18 protein-coding genes are annotated in these 17,850 nt (G+C 43.7%); 8 read left to right on the top strand and 10 right to left on the bottom strand.

Annotated features, from left to right (window positions below):
- Positions 1-134: 134 nt before the first annotated feature.
- The 5 genes from metG to HZA08_02075 all read right to left on the bottom strand — a co-directional run bounded on the left by metG (position 135) and on the right by HZA08_02075 (position 5,674).
- Positions 135-2,339: a methionine--tRNA ligase gene (gene metG, locus HZA08_02055; protein MBI5192206.1), complete on the bottom strand. Its 2,205-nt coding sequence runs from the start codon at positions 2,337-2,339 to the stop codon at positions 135-137.
- A complete protein-coding gene (locus HZA08_02060) occupies positions 2,308-3,045 on the bottom strand; it encodes a stage 0 sporulation protein (GenBank protein ID MBI5192207.1) in 738 nt (245 codons plus the stop codon). Before HZA08_02060 ends, metG begins: the two co-directional genes overlap by 32 nt.
- 16 nt (positions 3,046-3,061) lie before the next feature.
- Positions 3,062-4,036, bottom strand: coding sequence for a DNA polymerase III subunit (locus HZA08_02065; protein MBI5192208.1), 975 nt, complete (start codon positions 4,034-4,036; stop codon positions 3,062-3,064).
- A gap of 565 nt (positions 4,037-4,601) precedes the next feature.
- On the bottom strand, positions 4,602-5,252 hold the full coding sequence (locus HZA08_02070; protein ID MBI5192209.1) for a dTMP kinase: 651 nt from the start codon (positions 5,250-5,252) through the stop codon (positions 4,602-4,604).
- A 221-nt stretch (positions 5,253-5,473) separates the two neighbouring features.
- Positions 5,474-5,674: a cold-shock protein gene (locus HZA08_02075; protein ID MBI5192210.1), complete on the bottom strand. Its 201-nt coding sequence runs from the start codon at positions 5,672-5,674 to the stop codon at positions 5,474-5,476.
- 264 nt (positions 5,675-5,938) lie between these two features.
- Between HZA08_02075 and HZA08_02080 the strand changes: the two genes are divergently transcribed.
- From HZA08_02080 to HZA08_02105, 6 genes are all read left to right on the top strand, one after another.
- Positions 5,939-6,394, top strand: coding sequence for a hypothetical protein (locus HZA08_02080; GenBank protein MBI5192211.1), 456 nt, complete (start codon positions 5,939-5,941; stop codon positions 6,392-6,394).
- Positions 6,391-7,047: an ATP phosphoribosyltransferase gene (locus tag HZA08_02085; GenBank protein ID MBI5192212.1), complete on the top strand. Its 657-nt coding sequence runs from the start codon at positions 6,391-6,393 to the stop codon at positions 7,045-7,047. The genes HZA08_02080 and HZA08_02085 overlap by 4 nt, the downstream gene beginning before the upstream one ends.
- A gap of 267 nt (positions 7,048-7,314) precedes the next feature.
- Entirely contained in the window at positions 7,315-7,461 is a 147-nt protein-coding gene (locus tag HZA08_02090) for a hypothetical protein (protein ID MBI5192213.1), read from the top strand.
- Positions 7,415-8,725, top strand: a complete 1,311-nt coding sequence (hisD, locus tag HZA08_02095; protein ID MBI5192214.1) for a histidinol dehydrogenase — start codon at positions 7,415-7,417, stop codon at positions 8,723-8,725. The genes HZA08_02090 and hisD overlap by 47 nt, the downstream gene beginning before the upstream one ends.
- Before the next feature lie 283 nt (positions 8,726-9,008).
- Positions 9,009-9,602 (top strand): imidazoleglycerol-phosphate dehydratase HisB, encoded by a 594-nt coding sequence (gene hisB / locus HZA08_02100; GenBank protein MBI5192215.1) that lies wholly within the window; start codon positions 9,009-9,011, stop codon positions 9,600-9,602.
- A gap of 220 nt (positions 9,603-9,822) precedes the next feature.
- The gene (locus HZA08_02105) at positions 9,823-11,553 is read left to right on the top strand and encodes a formate--tetrahydrofolate ligase (protein ID MBI5192216.1); all 1,731 of its coding nucleotides are present in this window, start codon (positions 9,823-9,825) and stop codon (positions 11,551-11,553) included.
- Between the two features lie 164 nt (positions 11,554-11,717).
- On the opposite strand, the gene HZA08_02110 is transcribed toward HZA08_02105, so the two are convergent.
- The 4 genes from HZA08_02110 to HZA08_02125 all read right to left on the bottom strand — a co-directional run bounded on the left by HZA08_02110 (position 11,718) and on the right by HZA08_02125 (position 15,736).
- The gene (locus tag HZA08_02110; protein MBI5192217.1) at positions 11,718-13,160 is read right to left on the bottom strand and encodes a hypothetical protein; all 1,443 of its coding nucleotides are present in this window, start codon (positions 13,158-13,160) and stop codon (positions 11,718-11,720) included.
- Positions 13,161-13,264: 104 nt separating this feature from the next.
- The gene (locus HZA08_02115; GenBank protein ID MBI5192218.1) at positions 13,265-13,873 is read right to left on the bottom strand and encodes a penicillin-binding protein activator LpoB; all 609 of its coding nucleotides are present in this window, start codon (positions 13,871-13,873) and stop codon (positions 13,265-13,267) included.
- 270 nt (positions 13,874-14,143) lie between these two features.
- The gene (dusB, locus tag HZA08_02120; protein ID MBI5192219.1) at positions 14,144-15,112 is read right to left on the bottom strand and encodes a tRNA dihydrouridine synthase DusB; all 969 of its coding nucleotides are present in this window, start codon (positions 15,110-15,112) and stop codon (positions 14,144-14,146) included.
- A 6-nt stretch (positions 15,113-15,118) separates the two neighbouring features.
- A complete protein-coding gene (locus HZA08_02125; GenBank protein MBI5192220.1) occupies positions 15,119-15,736 on the bottom strand; it encodes a YihA family ribosome biogenesis GTP-binding protein in 618 nt (205 codons plus the stop codon).
- Between the two features lie 39 nt (positions 15,737-15,775).
- Here HZA08_02125 and HZA08_02130 point away from each other — a divergent pair, with 39 nt between their 5' ends.
- Together HZA08_02130 and HZA08_02135 are read left to right on the top strand one after the other, a co-directional pair.
- Positions 15,776-16,675, top strand: a complete 900-nt coding sequence (locus tag HZA08_02130) for a hypothetical protein (GenBank protein ID MBI5192221.1) — start codon at positions 15,776-15,778, stop codon at positions 16,673-16,675.
- A gap of 130 nt (positions 16,676-16,805) precedes the next feature.
- Positions 16,806-17,066 (top strand): hypothetical protein, encoded by a 261-nt coding sequence (locus HZA08_02135; GenBank protein MBI5192222.1) that lies wholly within the window; start codon positions 16,806-16,808, stop codon positions 17,064-17,066.
- A 504-nt stretch (positions 17,067-17,570) separates the two neighbouring features.
- On the opposite strand, the gene HZA08_02140 is transcribed toward HZA08_02135, so the two are convergent.
- Positions 17,571-17,850 (bottom strand): DUF559 domain-containing protein (locus HZA08_02140; GenBank protein MBI5192223.1); only part of this gene is annotated, 280 nt, incomplete at its 5' end.

The raw sequence follows: 17,850 nt of genomic DNA on the forward strand, positions 1-17,850 counted from the left end.
TCTGCTAAGTATTCCCCTCCTTTACAAGGAGGGGTTAGGGGAGGTGTTTTAACTCTCCCGATTAGAAACTACCCCACCTAACCTCCCCTTATAAAGGGGAGGAATTCTATATCCGTGGGATTGACAGACAATTATTACTTTACGATCGCCCCCGGTGCAATGTCTTGTATAGGGCTTACCAATGTTAGTATCTCTCCATTGCTTGCGGCTAACACCATTCCTTGTGATTCAATGCCCATCAGCTTTGCAGGCTTGAGGTTTGCTACTATTACAACATTTTTGCCTACAAGCTCTTCAGGCTGATAATGTGCGGCTATCCCTGCTACTATCTGCCTCGTTTCATCACCAAGGTCAACGGAAAGCTTCACCAGCTTTTTTGAATTCGGCACATTTTCAGCGGTTAATATCTTTGCAACACGGAGTTTAATCTTTGCAAATTCATCTATAGAAATAGTTTCTGTTACCGGTATAGCTGTTTCTGACATCTTTTTCCTTTCTTCTGTTATCTGGGTTCTTACTTCTAACGTCTTGCTTCTAACTTCTGATATATTTTCTGCTGACTGCTGACTGCTGACTGCTACCTTTTCTATATCTATTCTTGGAAACAACACCTTACCCTTACTAATCTTAGAACCTGGCCTGAGCAATCCCCATCGGCTGTTGTCCTGAAGATTTACTGAGCTAATCTCTTCATCAATACCAAGCTGTTTCCACATCTCTTCTGCTGTCCCTGGCATGTAAGGATAAATGTACAGTGTGATGATGCGGAGGACCTCAGCAGAATTATATAACACAGAGGCAAGACGGTCCTTTTTTGTTTCATCCTTAGCAAGTGCCCATGGTGCTGATTCGTCTATGTATCTGTTTGCAAGCGAGATAACCTCCCATATTGTGCTCAATGCCTTGTTGAATTCGAGTCTTGCCATAAAATTATCTATCTTTTCGTAAAGATTTTCCACAGACTCTATGAGTTTTTTATCAGATTCAGTTGAAAATAACCCCATCCCCACCCTAACCCTCCCCTTGAAGGGGAGGGAAATTTCCTCTCCCTCAGGGAGAGCTGCAATTAAGTTCCTTCCAAATCCCTCCACCCTCTTTTGCGGGGGGAGGGAGGAGGGGGGATCAGGGTGAGGGTGGGGTTTTTCGTTGCCCATTCTGAGTGATATGCTCATGGAAGTCTCACTCTCAAGATGGGAAGGCGTAGATATGATACCGGAACAATATCTTTCAATCATGGTGATCGTCCTGCTCAGGAGATTTCCGAGGTCGTTTGCAAGGTCGCTGTTGATCCTGCGTACTATTGCATCCCTGGAAAAATCACCGTCAAGGCCGAATGTCACCTCGCGGAGCAGGAAATATCTGAATGGGTCTACACCGAATTCATTAATAACTTCATTTGGATTTACCACGTTTCCACGGCTCTTTGACATCTTCTCACCGCCTACTGTCCACCACCCGTGTGCAAATATGGCATTAGGAGGTTCAATACCTATAGCGTGGAGCATGGTTGACCAGTATACAGAGTGCGTAGTGAGAATATCTTTACCGATCAGATGAAAGTCCGCAGGCCACCATTTCGTGAATCTCTCCATGTCAGTAAGGTAACCAGGTATTGATATATAATTTATCAGGGCATCAAACCAGACGTAGGTGACATAGTTATCATCAAACGGAAGAGGAATACCCCATGAGAGCCTTGACTTTGGTCTTGATATGCAGAGGTCTCCAAGTTTTTTCTGGAGAAAGCCGGATACCTCATTCTTCCTTGATGCCGGCAGGATGTAGTCAGGATGCCCGGCTATATATTCTATAAGCCAGTTCTGGTATTTGCTCATGCGGAAGAAGTAATTTCTTTCTGTGATATGCTCAACAGGCCTTTTGCAGTCAGGGCATTTGCCGTTTTCCAGGTCCTTCTCCATCCAGAAACGCTCATCAGGGAGACAGTACCACCCTTCATAAGTATCTGAATAAATATCACCCTTTTTATAAAGGTCAGCCAGTACTGCCTGAACTACCTTTATATGCCTCTCCTCTGTAGTCCTTATGAAATCGTCATTCGAGATATTCAATGACTTCCAGAGGTCCTGAAACCGTACCACTATCTCATCTACATAAACCTTTGGGTCTTTATTCTGTTTTGCTGCGGCCTCCTGTACCTTCTGGCCGTGTTCATCAGTTCCTGTAAGAAACATCACATCATAGCCGCATAAACGGTTATATCTTGCATAAACATCAGCGGCTACAGTGGTGTAGGCGTGTCCGATATGAGGGATGTCGTTTACATAATAGATAGGGGTGGTGATGTACCTACTTTTTCTCATCTTCATTTCCGTGTTCATAAGCAATACAGCACATAAGCCTGCCGCACATACCTGATATTTTTGCAGGGTTTATTACCATCTCCTGTTTTCTTGCCATCTTGATAGAGACAGGTGCAAACTCCATTAAAAATGTTGAACAGCACAGCGGCCTTCCGCAAGCGCCGAAGCCGTCAATCATCCTTGCCCCGTCTCGTATACCGACCTGCTTCAATTCAATCCTTGCCTTATACTTATATGCAAGGTCTTTAACAAGCTCCCTGAAGTCCACACGATTTTCTGCAGAGAAGTAGAAGACCATCTTGCTTTCATCAAATGTATATTCAACATTGATCAGCTTCATGGAAAGTTCACGTTCTTTTATACGTTCGAGGCAGTAGGTATAAGCACTCATTTCGATCTCTTCATGTTGTTTAAGTCTTGATAAGTCTTTAGCATTCGGTAATCGTAATACCTTTTTCAAGGGTCTGTTATTTAATATCTTTAAGGAAAACCTCGGCTGTGAAGCAACCTTTCCTATATCCTCCCCATCAGCAGTCTCAACTATTACGTAGTCACCGACATACGCAAAAAAGTCCTGAGGGTTAAAGTGATACACCATCCCCTGGTCTTTAAACTTTATCCCTATTATCTTTGTTCCCGGTATCCGGTTGGATTGTTGATCTATTTCCATTTCAGGTATCTGATCTAATACCTGATTATTTGTTTTTTCTGTTTCCATTTCCATGTTGTGTCCTCCAAATTTACAGCCCTATTATTTTTGTACCTGCTGTATCCATTGCAAGCTGTTTATTCATGTTTCTTTCCTGCCCCTTATAAATGGACTTCAGGAAATCCATAAAATAAAGCAGCCGTTCAACGGTCATTGAATCGTTTGTTCTAAATATATTTTCCTTCATATCTTTGTTGATAAACAGGTCTGAATTGCCCCGGCTTTTGAATATTAAGACATCACGGAAATATGTATAAAACCAGTAGAGTACATCATAAAAATTATTTTCATCTTTTGTGTATTTATCTGAGAGATCAAATAATGCACCCGGGTTGCCGTCTATCCCTGCAATAACCCTTGTTACGTCTTCACGCACCTTCTTTACATCTTCGGTTGAAAAAGAGACAGCCCTGCTGATGCTTCCGTTTGCAAGATATGCGGCAAATTCTGCATTGTCAGTTGAAAACCCGAATTTATTTATCAGAATTTCTGAAATAATATGGGGCTGTATATTTGCGAACGTTATCTTGTGACTGCGTGATAGTACAGTCTGCGGCAGCATATCCGGACTTGCTGTCACAAGGATTATTACTGTATCCAAAGGCGGTTCTTCAAGCGTCTTCAGAAATGCATTCGACGAAGACAGATTGAACTTATCCGCATCATCAACTATTATTACCCTCTTTTTTGCCTCAAGCGGTTGATAAGCCATTCCGCTGATTATATCCCTGATTACCCCTATCTTTATCTCACCCTTTTCAGTTGTAATAAGCGTAATATCCGGGTGAATCCCCTGATTAATCTTCCTGCAGGATACGCATGCATCACATGCATCATCTACATAATTAGGGCAGTTGAGTACCTTTGCGAAATTGACGGCAATTCCTTTTTTACCTGTACCATCCGGGCCGTAGAAGAGATAGGTATTAGCAATGCGTCCATTAGCTATTGCACGTTTGAGAATCGTTATTGCCCTGTCCTGTCCTTTTATTTCACTGAATGCCATATGGTTTTGCCTTCATCCGAAAATCTCCATAGCTCACCCTCCCCCTAACCCCCTCCCGTCAAGGGAGGGGGAAAAACTTTGCATCCCTCTCCCCTGGCGGGAGAGGGTCCGGGTGAGGGGGCCTCATTTTCATGTACCTTTGTGAGCCGAAGGCTCAAGAGGGTTCATCCGAAAATCCCTTCCGGCGGGGTAAGAAAACCCCGCCTATCCATTTCTACGAGGATAGGCGGGACTTTCTTGTCCCGCTGATTTTCATGGCCCTTTGTGAACCCTCGGTTCATGGGAGTTCATCAGAAAATAACCCCATCCCCACCCTACCCCTCCCCTTGAAGGGGAGGGAATATAAGAATGACACCCTAACTTCCCCTTTGCAGGGAGGAATTTCCTCTCCCTCAGGGAGAGCTGCAATTAAATTCCTTCCAAATTCCTCCCCCCTCCTTTGCGGGGGGAGGCAGGAGGGGGGATCAGGGTGAGGGTGGGGTTCTCATTGCCTTTAGTGAACAACCCGTTCATTACGAATAACCCGAAAATCTCCGTTGCTCACCCTTCCCCTAACCACCTCCCGTCAAGGGAGGGGGAACAATCTAAGCAGTGTATCAACAACCTTTTTTATCTCTTCATGTACTTCACTCTTGTCTTTATCAGTCTTTATCAGGTGTACCCTATCAGGGTATTCCTGTGCCAGCTTTAAATATCCTTCCCTGACCTTATTATGGAAGTCGAGGGATTCGTTTTCTATTCTGTCCTGACCACGGGAATGTTTCTGATTTCGTAACATAGCCCGATGCAGTCCTTCTGCCGGTTCAACATCCAGTACAAAGGTTATATCAGGCTGTAAATGCCCGACAGCAAAGTTATTCATCGTCTCAACAATTTCCTTATTTATCCCGCGGACAAAACACTGATAAACAAAAGTTGAATCAGCAAACCTGTCACAAATAACAATCCTGCCTTTCCCCAATGCCGGTTTCATAATCTCTGAGACATGCTGTGCCCTGCTTGCAAGATAAAGCAGTACCTCTGTGTGAGGGTGCATATTCACGGAATCATTGGATAGCAGGATTTCCCTGACGGCCTCACTGATTGGAGTTCCGCCCGGCTCTCTCGTCATCATAACATCGTGACCCAGTGCGGTTAAATAGTCATTAAGAAGTTTCGCCTGACTGGTCTTACCGCATCCCTCAATCCCTTCAAAAGTGATAAACAATCCTTGCATGTATGACATAATAACCTAAGGGGGGATAAAATTCAATTGAGATGCGAAGAACCCTTTTTGAAAATGCAGTAATAAAGGAGATAGTGACAGGCAGAAAAGGTGTTTGCATCTAAAAATGACGGTCACACGCATTGGCTGATAAATAAAAAAGCCCGCCTGAGATGTACTCAGGCGGGCATGTATGTAGCATATATTACTCAACCATATTTAATTACAGTTTACTATATCTTCACTACATTAACAGCCTTTGGTCCCTTCTGGCCGTTTTCTACTTCAAAGCTGACTTCGTCACCCTCTGCAAGGGTCTTGAAGCCATCACCACTGATGGCGGAATAATGGACAAATACATCCTGTCCATCTTCACATTCTAGAAAACCGAAACCTTTTGATTCGTTGAACCACTTCACTTTTCCTTTTGACATTACTTTTTTCCTCCTCTCTCTTAATAAATTCTCGAATTTTTATTGCCCAAAATAAAACAGGCCACAAAGCTAAACGTCTTTGTGGCCTGCTACAATGCGTCATTAACTAAAAAGCAAATAAGCATCAACATCAAGGACAATAACTTCAATGAGGTTATTTATATCATGGTTGAGAAGTTGAAGTCAAGCACTTTATTTTTTGTAATTAAATTTCCCATAATTGCAGAATATCGTTGTTTCATGTTATAGTGTTGCCTGCAATTGATGAAAAAACGCAAGATACTTATTATTGGGCTGATAATACTATTGCTAATAACCGGCGGGGTTTTCTATTATTTCAGACTGCTTGATTTATACAAAATAAAGGATGTTCTAAAGGGAGCGGAGAAGGCAGGGGAATCTGAGAATATTGCTGTTGTTATGGCTTATGTCTCACCTGAATATGCAGATAATTACGGGTTTAATTACCCGATGGTAAAACGCCTTTTATCAGGACTCTCCAATGACTTCGACGGATTTAAAATAACGACAAGTAAACCCGCTATAAAGATAGAGGGTAACACTGCTGTTGTTAATTTCTTCCTTTGGATAACAGTTGACTGGAACGGCCAACCGGCTTATCTGACAGGCTCAAATAAGGAAGGCGCCTCTGTCCGTCTGTATCTTCATAAAGAAGGGCTATTGGACTGGAAGATTGTAAAGATTGAAGGGATAAGATGAAACGCGGGAATAAAATTCCTATAACAATTGCCCTTCCAAAGGGGAAACTCCTTGAATATTCAATGGAGGCATTCGATAAACTCGGGCTTGCCCCTGCAGAGCTTAAAGATACAAGCAGGAAGCTGATCTTTGAAACCCCCGCACATGCATTAACGTTCATGGTCGTACGCCCTACAGATGTGCCTACCTACGTTGAGTATGGGGCAGCAGATATTGGGGTCGTTGGAAAGGATATGCTCCTTGAACAGGAGAAAGACCTTTATGAACTTCTCAATCTGAAATTCGGATACTGCCGTATCGTAGTGGCAGGCCCCAAAGAGGCAATTGAACCTTATAAGAGCGGAAAGTGGATGAAGATACGTGTAGCAACAAAGTATCCGCTTATAACTGAGAGATTTTTCGGGAGTAAAGGGATACATGCCGACATTATAAAACTCTATGGCTCTATGGAGCTTGCCCCTCTTGCCGGTCTGTCGCAGATTATTGTGGATTTAATCTCAACCGGTAAGACCTTAAAGGAAAATAACCTTGAGATAATTGAAACTATCACAGACTCAACTGCAATACTTATAGCAAACAGGGCGAGCCTTAAACTGAAATTCGCAAGGATTCGTGAGATTGTCGGAAGTCTGCAAAAAGTTATAGAAGGATAAAAGCAGGAACCATGGGGATGAAAATTAACCACAGAGAACACAGAGAATAAATATTATAAAAACCTTAAAATCATTTTTTCTCTGTCTCCTCAGCGGTTAAAATGGAGATTTTCGGGTGAACTGCCATGAACCGAGGGTTCACAAAAGGCAATGAAAACCCCACCCTCACCCGGACCCTCTCCCTGAGGGAGAGGGTGCTTAGTTTATTCCCTCCCCTTCAAGGGGAGGGTTAGGGTGGGGATGGGGTTTATTTTCGGATGAACTTTCATGAGCGGGGCGCTCACAAAGGGGCATGAAAATATGGACATCCTTCGACAAGCTCAGGATGACAGCCAAACGTGTCATGGTGAGCTTGTCGAACCATTCTATGCCGTTAGGAGATTTTCGGGTGAAAATATTACGAACAAAGGATAAGAGATTCAGGAGTATTCATAAGACACTGCTGATGCGGGGCATTTCCTACGGCAAGGCCATAGAGGATGCGGTACAGGAGATAATAGAAGATGTCCGTGTACATGGAGATAATGCCTTAATAAAATACACTGAGCGATTTGATAATTTCTCTATCTCCCCTGTTACAATGCGCGTTTCGAGAAATGAGATTATGGATGCCTATTCAAAGGTTAATCCTGAGCATATTGATGACCTTGAATATGCAGCAGGGAAAATTTCCTCATTCCATGAACGTCAGAAGGTGACAGGATGGACTTATAAAGACAACGGGGTACTATTAGGACAGGTCGTAACCCCTTTACAACGTGTCGGGCTGTACGTCCCCGGAGGTAAAGCCCTATATCCGTCAACTGTATTGATGAGTGCAATCCCGGCAAAGATAGCGGGCGTTAAAGATATTCTTATATGTACACCGACACCGCATGGTGAGATAAACCCATACATACTCGTTGCCGCCGACATAGCCGGGGTAGACCAAATATATACTATCGGCGGGGCACAGGCAGTAGCGGCAATGGCCTGCGGGACTGAGACGATTCCACGTGTAGATAAAATCGTCGGGCCTGGAAACATATTCGTTGCTATTGCAAAGAAGCTGCTCTACGGTCAGGTGGATATTGATATGGTGGCAGGACCTAGTGAGATACTCATAATTGCGGATGATACGGCTGACCCTTCTTTTGTTGCTATGGATATATTATCCCAGGCAGAACATGATGAAGAGGCAGTGGCAATATTGATTACCCCTTCAGAACCATTTGCTGAAAAGGTTTTGCAAAGAGTAAAGTCAGAGACAAAATCCCTGATAAGAAAAAAGGTAATCGAACAATCCCTAAGTAATCACGGACTCATCCTGGTTACAGGAGATATACATGAGGCTGTTCAACTCTCCAATGAGATAGCACCTGAACACCTTTCCATTCAGGTTTCTAATCCTATGGAACTGCTTAAAGGAATAACCAATGCAGGCGCTATTTTTCTTGGAAGCTATACACCACAGACAATGGGGGATTATGTAGCAGGCCCTAACCATACACTCCCGACAGGCGGTACAGCAAGGTTCTTCTCACCGCTTGCTGTTGATGACTTTGTAAAGAAATCAAGCATAATCCGGTACCCCAAGGCATCTTTAAAAAAAGACGGCGCCGTGGCATCAAGGATTGCAGAGATTGAAGGGCTTGAGGCACACAGCAAGGCAGTGAGGATAAGGATGGGGAAGGAATAGGAAGGCTGAAGGTTGATAGGCTGAAGGAAGAAGTTAGAAGCAAGAGGTAAGATATGGAAATACCGTCAAGAGCAATTCCCCTCCCCCTTGAGGGGGGAGGGTCAGAGCTTGCCCCCGAAGTAGTAATCGGGGGGTGGGGGTGAGCCATGGAGATTTTCGGATGAACTCGCATGAACAGAGGGTTCACAAAGGGCCATGAAAATCAGCGGGACAGGAATGTCCCGCCTATCCTCGTAGATATGGATAGGCGGGGTTTTCTTACCCCGCCGGAAGGGATTTTCGGATGAAAACAAGAAAAGCACTCATAGAACGTAAGACAAGCGAGACTGACGTCAGTGTTGAAATGGCTATTGACGGTGAGGGGAAGGGTAAAATTGCCACAAACATACCTTTCCTTGATCACATGCTTAATCTGTTTGCAAGGCACGGATTATTTGATCTGACTATAGAGGCAGAAGGTGACATTGAGATAGACTACCACCATACTGTAGAAGACATCGGGATTGTGTTAGGTCAGGCTATCTCACAAGCTGTGGGAGATAAGAAAGGTATAAAACGTTATGGAAGCGCTTTAATACCAATGGACGAGACACTTGCATCAGTGGCACTTGATTTAAGCGGAAGACCTTATCTGGTATATAACATCACCCTGCCGCGCAAAGGCAGGATAAAAGAGTTTGATACAGATTTAATAGAAGATTTTTTTCAGGCGCTCGTAAACAACAGCGGCATAACACTCCACATCAATCTGCAATACGGCCGCAATGTGCATCACATCTTTGAAGCAATATTCAAGGCATTCGCCAGGGCATTGGACGAAGCCGTATCAATAGACAACCGCGTGAGCGGAGTACCGTCAACAAAGGGAAAGCTGTAGAAGCATTTGCAGGACTACATCCGGAGATAAACCCCATCCCCACCCTAACCCTCCCCTTGAAGGGGAGGGAATATAGGGTGTTCTTTCATCTCCCATAGAAAGGGCGGGAATAAACTTAGCACCCTCTCCCTCAGGGAGAGGGTACGGGTGAGGGTGGGGTTGTGTCATCTTGAGCTTGTCGAAGGATAATTCCATTTTCATCATCCTTTAATTAACCTTTATGAAACCAATCCATGAAATAGCAGATTCAATCAACCTTACTTCTGAAGATATAGAGACTTATGGTCATTTTGTTGCAAAGATAACTCCATCAGGGCTTGATAAAAGATTTGCAGCGAGAAAAGGAAAATACATTGTAGTAACAGCAATCACGCCCACTTCTTCCGGCGAGGGTAAAACCACAACAGCCATCGGTCTCGGCATGGCCTTACAACGGCTTGGGAAAAAGGGGATTGTGACGTTAAGACAACCGGCACTGGGGCCGCTATTCGGCATGAAAGGCGGAGGTGCAGGCGGCGGCAAGGCAATTTTACTACCGCATGAACAGGTTAACCTGTCTCTGACAGGAGATAATTTCAGGGTTACAGCAGCGCATAATCTGTTAAGTTCATTTGTTGATAATCGGATTTTTAGGGATAGTTTGTCAGGGATACCCCACCCTCACCCCCCGATTAATACTTCGGGGGCAAGCCCTAACCCTCTCCCTGAGGGAGAGGGGAAAAAAGAATCCTCACCCTGCCCCCCTCCTGTCAAAGGAGAGGGAATAGATAAAATCTTCTGGCCGAGGGCGGCTGATGTGAATGACCGTGCCTTGCGCGATATTATTGCAGGGGCAAAAGAAACGGGGAATGGATTTCCACATGCAGGGCAATTCGTGCTGACAGAGGCATCAGAGATAATGGCGATACTCTCGTTATCTTCTTCGCTTAAAGATATGCGTGAACGACTGGGACGCATACTTGTCGGCCTTGATAAAGACGGCAGGCCTGTTACAGCAGAGGATATGAAATGCGCCGGGGCTATGGCAATCCTGCTGAAAGATGCACTAAGACCCAACCTTGTTCAGACATCAGAAGGGACGCCGGTATTTGTTCATACAGGACCATTTGCAAACATAGCGCCCGGTATAAGTTCCGTGATAGCGGATGAACTTGCACTCTCACTTGCTGACTATGTGATAACAGAGGCGGGGTTCGGCGCTGACCTCGGTTTTGAAAAACTGATAGACATCAAATGCCGAAACAGTGACGAGAGCTTATATCCTGATTGTGCTGTCATTGTCTGCACTGTGCGTAGTTTAAAAGAACATGGCGGCAATGTAAACGGTGGCGTCAGTGAAATTGAAAAAGGTCTTGCACATTTAAATAAGCAAATCAGCAATGTAAAGTTTTTTGGTGTGCCGGTTCTGGTCGCAATTAATAAATATCCCAATGATACGAATGAGGAAATAGGGTGCATCATCAGAAATACTGAAGCCATTTGTATACCTGCATGTACTGTAACACCTTATGAAGATGGCGGTGCAGGTGTTATAAGATTAGGGAAAATGGTTGCAGAGATGAGTTTACTTCCACCGGTACATAAATATCTTTACGAACCGGATATGCCCGTGCGGGATAAAATCAACAGGATAGCAACAACTATGTACGGTGCAGTAGGAGTAGAGTTTTCCCGGACTGCTGAAGAAAAATTGGGTCTGATCAAGAGACTTGGATTTGAGAGCCTGCCTGTGTGCACGGCAAAGACCCACCGTTCCTTATCTCACGATCCAAAACTGACAGGCGTACCGGAAGGCTTTACCCTGCCTGTGGATGACATACATATTTCAGCAGGGGCCGGTTTTGTCTACCCTATGTGTGGAAAGATATTTCCTCTGCCCGGTCTTCCTGCCCATCCATTGGCAGAGAATATGGATATTGATACTGAGACATGGAAAGTGAAGGGACTATAGCAAATCTGTCTGAGAGGGTTTACACGAAAACAACCCCATCCCCACCCCCCGATAACTACTTCGGGGGCAGGCTCTAACCCTCCCCCATTTAGTGTCGGGGAGGGAATAAACTTATCACCCTCTCCCTCAGGGAGAGGGTCCGGGTGAGGGTGGGGTAAAAAAGCCTACCGCAATATCCTGTTACTCAGAAACTTTTTTTCTCCGGTTTTAATTGTAATATTGGGAATAACCTTCTGAGAGAGAACCCCCCCATTTTTCCCTATATATTTTATATGGACATCATAAGTTCCGGGCGGGGCGGTTATTCTTGCAAGCTGTATCTCATCCGGCAGTGTCCTCCAGCTTCGTTTATCCGCCTGTTCAGTGGCAAACGCTGCAGCATTGGCTACAACTCCGGCGAGCAGGCCTGCCATAGGCCCGCCCTCTTTTTCCGCCCTCTGCTGAATGGCAACTGCCAGCACCTTCTTTACAGCCGCCCTTGCAACAGCCTTTGCAGCTATGCGGGTAAAACGGTCATTCAGATTCCTTACAGCAATCGCAGTAATATCTTCCATAAGTACGGTCCTTTTCTCTATTACAGAACCGGCCTCCTGCGGAATCAGCGATACATCAGCATACGCTATCTCTGACTTCTGAGGTACAAATTTTGGAAAGGCGATCCTGATTAACTCCCCCTGTATGGCTGATACACCTCTCACTGTATTCTTTACATCTCTATTCTCTTTAGAGGTTTCAAGCACATATACCAATGCCTCAGGGCTTAATGGAATATCAAGAAAATTGTCCTCTTTTATTGGAGCCTTACCGTTAAAACTGATAAAAACCACTTCCCCCTTATCTTTATTGGCCGAATATGATTGCACCTCAGCATCAGGAAATTGTTTTTTCATCTCCTCAAGAATATCCTGCTGGCCAAGGGCATCTGAAAGCCTCAACACATCCTGCACTGCTACAGGCGGGATTGGTGTGGAATAAAAGGCCGCATAATCTTCAAAGGTCTGCAAAGACTTCCTGTATGATACCCATGCGTCATTCTGTTCGCTATACCCGCCTGCCTCATAAAGTATCCCTGCAAGGTAGCGTGCAAATGCATCCTCTTTATATGCATTCTTTTTGCCGGCATAACGGTCATTTATCAGATTCAGTTTATGGTCAACCTTCCTCGCCTCTACGAGGGCATTTTCAATGTCTCCCATGTACACATAATTCAATGCCCTGATAAGGTTGACCATCACCTTTTCAAAGTCCTCCCCTTCATACTGGAGGAGATTGTCATTGGTAAGGAAGGCTGCGGCCTCAGAAGATACCCTTCTTGTAAATAAATCCTCTATCCTCTGTTCTGCCATCTCAAGCACCTGATTACTCTCAGCATAGCGTCCTGCAATATGAAGCGTCATCCCCCTGTCCATAAAGTACAGGACTGCATTACGTTCCCCATAATTACCCTTGTTCTTTTCAATCACCGCATCCGCAGATGTCACATCCCCTTTCAAAAGATAGTCATCCAGAACAGCATAATGGCTTGTGACAGGGGCGCAGGAAGGAAGAGACAACAGCAGAGAAATAATAAGGGGGAAAAGTAAAAACTTTCTTTTACATGTGTTCATCAGGGAAACCCCACCCTCACCCTAACCCTCTCCCTGAGGGAGAGGGAATTCTTGTTTTGCTTCTTGCTTCTTACTTCTAACTTCTGCTTACTGCTTACACCTTTTTAAAACGAAAACCTCTTCCTCTCAACCACCTTCTTTATCTTCTTCTGTCCGATCCAGACCTTTTTATTATTGACCATGTCATACATCTCAAGGTCTATCTGGTAGAATATGACCTTTGTCCCGCCTGCCTCATCAAGTATGGAATTCAGTACCCCTTTTAACATGAAGTCTGCACCGACCTCTTTTCCGGGGCCTTTCTGAGTCTCATCTGAGGCATTTACCGCCTGGTCGAACCGCTCTTCCCTTATCTCCTCACGCTCTCCCTTGCCTGCAACAAAATCTACCTTCCCTGAATTTATCAGCTCACGTTCAAGGTCTTTTATGAAGGTCTGGACACTGATATGCTCTGTACTGCGATTAACCACAGTTCCCACAATAACCGTTGGGGCCTTCCCCTTCTCTTTGGCTGCATTTTCCAACCACTGGCTTTTTAATGCATCCTTCAGCATCTCCTCTGCCACAAGCCGTGAATCCGTATCATTCCACCTCCCGCTTACATCCGTCACAGCCTCAGACTCAACCCTCGCCACCTTTGGCCCTGTTGCACAGGCTGAAAGTATAAGCATGGCTGAAACTGATAGTGCTCCTGCAACCTTAAAATTAAACATTCCTTTAAACATAATTCACCTCCCGGGTAATGTTAATGTAGTATTCTGCAGGCAAAATCCATCCCTTCCTTTATTGAATCGAGTCTTACGATTTTTTTTGCTTCAATCCAAAGCCTGCAAACTTCACGTGGATTCATAATTTTAACAATGTTGTAATTTATTTTCCATAATATTAATACTGATGGTCACAAGCGGTGAAATGATGATATTCAATTATTCTGTGTGTCAATATCTTAAATTATTTAGATAAAAAAAGAAATAGGCAGCCTTCTACTCTTCTCTACTAAACCCTTCAATCATAGAGATCATTTCCTTCAGTGTCGCTGCACTATTCATCTTATTACGGAACGGCGCAACGTTGGGACATCCTTTGAAATACCATGTCATAATCTTCCGTGAATGAATCAGGCCTGTCTCTTCCCCTTCATATTTAACCTCAAGACGGACATGTTTGAGTGCAATACGTTTTATTTCTTCAAATGAAGGCTCTTCGGGGACATTACCTGAAAGCACGGAACGGATACCGGCATAAATCCATGGATTACCAAGTCCTCCGCGTCCTATGGCCACTCCGTCACACCCGGTCATTTCCATCATACGTTTTGCATCTTCAGGAGCGAATACATCACCATTGCCGAAGACCGGTATCTTCAGGGCCTTTTTAACAAGCCCGATTACATCCCAATCCGCTTTTCCGGAATAACCTTGAGCGCGTGTTCGTCCGTGCACCGTGACCGCTGTAAGGCCGTGATCCTGTGCGAGACCGGCAATACAAAGCGCCTCTTTACCACTGCGGTCTGTGAACCCGGTGCGCATTTTTACAGTAACCGGAATATTTTTTATATTAGCCATAACACTTTCAAATATCTTTCCGGCAGCATCGGGGCGCTGGAGAAGGGCGGACCCTGCACCGTGTTCCGTGATCTTTCGCACAGGACATCCGAAATTCAGATCAATGATATCAAATCCCAATGACTCTATTATTGCGGCAGCCTCTCCCATGGTTTCTGGCTTACTGCCGACAAGTTGGACCCCGAGAGGCTTTTCGCTGCTCGTCCTGCGAAGAAGGGAAAGTGTAATCTTATTCCCTCTGACCAGTGCATCGGCAGAGATCATCTCCGTGAATGCCAGCTCAAGCCCGAGTTCACAGGCAATCAGACGGAATGCGATGTCCGTACAATCCGCCATTGAAGACTGAAACACAGGAGTGTTGAGTAAGAGGTTTCCGAGCTTTATCATGATAATTTAATAATCCATATCCATTATCTTGTTCGTTTCCTCAATAAAATGGAGTATCTCCTGTTTGCCTTTGTTGGCTGTTGATGAGGTACGGAATTGTTTTGGAAGCTCTCCCCATGTTCCAAGCATTACCTTATTATAAGCATTTATATTTTTCATTATTTGCCCGGTTTTTAGTTTATCTGTTTTTGTAAATACCATAACAAAAGGAACTTCATTGTCGGCAAGCCACTCCATAAATGCCATATCTTTTATTTGTGGCTCTAACCGTGAATCAATAAGCACGAACAGACACAGAAGGTTTTTTCTGTTTAAAATATACTCCATTAAAAATACATCCCATTCTTCCCTTTTACTGTTGGATACACTTGCAAAACCATAACCCGGTAAATCCACCAGATACCAGGGAGATTCTGCTTCATTGATAATAAAATGATTTATCAATTGCGTCTTCCCGGGTTTGTCCGAAGCCTTGGCAAGCCCCTTAACATTTGTGAGATAATTTATAAGTGTTGATTTACCTACATTGGATCTTCCAATAAAGGCATATTCTGGAATATCAACCTGCGGGCACTTTTTATAATCCGTACTGCTCATTACAAATCTGGCGGTTTTAATTTTCATAAATGTCTTTCCTTAAATGGTAATGATAGAATAATCAACATGAACATGGCAATAAGAATCTTTATAATATCCCTCATATCACTCATATTATATTTTCCCACACCTGCATATACTGTAGATTTTGAAATCATCCGGACATCTGAGGTTACCATTAAATACGAAAAGGGCTTGAACGGAGTTTCCAATGAGATTGTACGTTTAATACCGTCATTGAAACAAGAGATTGAAAAGAGGGTAGGACTGCCTGTTAATTTCCCATTTGGGGTAATCATTTACATGCATAGGGACACCTTCAGGAGTTTAACAGACAATGACATGATTGCCGCTTTTGCGATACCGGGACGATCTCTCATTGTATTAGACTACTCACAATTCAAATATGATTCACTCACACTCAGGAAGATTTTGATGCATGAGATGTGTCACCTGCTTCTCCATAAAAATATAGCCGGTAATAACCTCCCGCGGTGGTTTGATGAGGGGGTGTCAGAATGGGTGAGCGGAGGAATTAATGAATTAATTTATCCCCAATCTACAGATGTATTAAAGAGGGCATCTATAAACAATACGCTATTGCCCTTTGCAACCATATCCGATTCTCTCCCTTCTGACCCTGTCAACCTTGTATTGTCTTATGAACAAGGCCGGAGCATGGTGGAATATATAGAGAAAAGATACGGCATAGATTCAATAAAAGGGATCATATTAAGATTGAGCACCGGCGCCGGATTCCATGAAACCATAAGCCATGAATCAGGTGCAGACTTTACAGAAATAGAAAAGGAATGGAGGAAGGGAAAGGAAACCCAGTACACCTGGCTCGCCTACATTTCCGATAACATCTACCTCATACTATTTTTCATAGCAGCATTTTTAACCATATATGGATTTATAATATTCAGAAGGAGAATGAGGGATTATAAGGACGAGGAGATATGATTCAATGAATTAACAAAAAGTTGTAATGGTAATTTTATTGACTGCCGGTATTTATACTCAATGACTGAGTAATCATACTCTATCAAACCACATTTATCCCCACTTGACATCAGCAACCTGATAAAGAAACGTGGTCTTTCCGGTACGGCGTGTAGACCCCAGGATATTGCCGACATTGCAGCACTCAAGGAGATTGGAAAAAGTGGACAAAGATAAACAGGAGCACATAGACATCGTGTATACATTCACAAAGGAGAAGCTGGAAGAGTTCAAGGAAATGACTATCCGGCAGAGGCTTCAATGGCTTGAGGAGGCTAACCTTTTCATTAACAAGACCATAGGCTTCAAAAAACGGGCTATTACTGATGCGAGGTTTGAGGGGCTGGAGTAATAATATCTTTCGGATTTAGATGAAACTCCTTTGCTACTATATCAACTACAGTCATGGCACTACCCCCTTATGATCTATTTTTACAAAACCATACTTCAATATGAATTTGTCTTCAGGTGGATAGAATAGCAGGGTGATATTTTACTGTCAATGAAGATTCTGGTTGATTCCGGGTGACGCATAAGATAATTGGGAATTAAGTGCGATATCGCCGGAATTATCTGTTTAGTCTGAATATTATTTAATCTTTTAATCTTTCACAAACTTAATTCACAATTCAATGCCTGACACCATTGAATTCATGTTCATGTTCCCATGTTTTTTTGTTTGACACTATGCCTTTAATATTTTAGTATACCCATGAGAAAGGAGGGAGAGATATGCAAGAAGTAATAAAGGCAATTTATGAAGATGGTGTAATAAAAAACTGGGTCTTCTCCAAAGTGAGTGGGTGATTTATGTCTCATTTAGCATATAAGTTATTATTTTTAGACGGAGATACGCCTAATCCCAAAACCCGTAATGAAGCACTGTTTTTATTTCCCCTCTCTTGACTGGAGGGCTATAATTATTCCCCTTCCTTAATCTCTCCCCCACTAGCAGGGGGAGGCAGGAGGGGGTAAGGGGAGGGTGATATAAACAATTCTCCCTTATTACCGCTAAGACTTCATTTGTATTTTGTAAGACCTCATTATTCCAGAACCTTATAATCTTAAACCCAAATCGTTGAAGGTATGCCTCTCTTTCTATATCCTTATCCTTTTCTGCCGCATGCTGTCCGCCA

Source organism: Nitrospirota bacterium (assembly GCA_016212215.1).
Classification (GTDB): domain Bacteria; phylum Nitrospirota; class 9FT-COMBO-42-15; order HDB-SIOI813; family HDB-SIOI813; genus JACRGV01.

What these genes read in the sequence shown, in the direction of transcription:
- HZA08_02090 (MBI5192213.1), top strand. Translation starts at nt 7,315, where the DNA reads ATGAGCGGGGCGCTCACAAAGGGGCATGAAAATATGGACATCCTTCGA.
- HZA08_02080 (MBI5192211.1), top strand. Translation starts at nt 5,939, where the DNA reads ATGAAAAAACGCAAGATACTTATTATTGGGCTGATAATACTATTGCTA.
- HZA08_02105 (MBI5192216.1), top strand. Translation starts at nt 9,823, where the DNA reads ATGAAACCAATCCATGAAATAGCAGATTCAATCAACCTTACTTCTGAA.
- metG (MBI5192206.1), bottom strand. Translation starts at nt 2,339, where the DNA reads ATGAACACGGAAATGAAGATGAGAAAAAGTAGGTACATCACCACCCCT.
- HZA08_02130 (MBI5192221.1), top strand. Translation starts at nt 15,776, where the DNA reads ATGAACATGGCAATAAGAATCTTTATAATATCCCTCATATCACTCATA.
- HZA08_02070 (MBI5192209.1), bottom strand. Translation starts at nt 5,252, where the DNA reads ATGCAAGGATTGTTTATCACTTTTGAAGGGATTGAGGGATGCGGTAAG.
- HZA08_02060 (MBI5192207.1), bottom strand. Translation starts at nt 3,045, where the DNA reads ATGGAAATGGAAACAGAAAAAACAAATAATCAGGTATTAGATCAGATA.
- hisD (MBI5192214.1), top strand. Translation starts at nt 7,415, where the DNA reads ATGCCGTTAGGAGATTTTCGGGTGAAAATATTACGAACAAAGGATAAG.
- HZA08_02115 (MBI5192218.1), bottom strand. Translation starts at nt 13,873, where the DNA reads ATGTTTAATTTTAAGGTTGCAGGAGCACTATCAGTTTCAGCCATGCTT.
- HZA08_02085 (MBI5192212.1), top strand. Translation starts at nt 6,391, where the DNA reads ATGAAACGCGGGAATAAAATTCCTATAACAATTGCCCTTCCAAAGGGG.
- HZA08_02065 (MBI5192208.1), bottom strand. Translation starts at nt 4,036, where the DNA reads ATGGCATTCAGTGAAATAAAAGGACAGGACAGGGCAATAACGATTCTC.
- hisB (MBI5192215.1), top strand. Translation starts at nt 9,009, where the DNA reads ATGAAAACAAGAAAAGCACTCATAGAACGTAAGACAAGCGAGACTGAC.
- HZA08_02075 (MBI5192210.1), bottom strand. Translation starts at nt 5,674, where the DNA reads ATGTCAAAAGGAAAAGTGAAGTGGTTCAACGAATCAAAAGGTTTCGGT.
- HZA08_02125 (MBI5192220.1), bottom strand. Translation starts at nt 15,736, where the DNA reads ATGAAAATTAAAACCGCCAGATTTGTAATGAGCAGTACGGATTATAAA.
- HZA08_02110 (MBI5192217.1), bottom strand. Translation starts at nt 13,160, where the DNA reads ATGAACACATGTAAAAGAAAGTTTTTACTTTTCCCCCTTATTATTTCT.
- dusB (MBI5192219.1), bottom strand. Translation starts at nt 15,112, where the DNA reads ATGATAAAGCTCGGAAACCTCTTACTCAACACTCCTGTGTTTCAGTCT.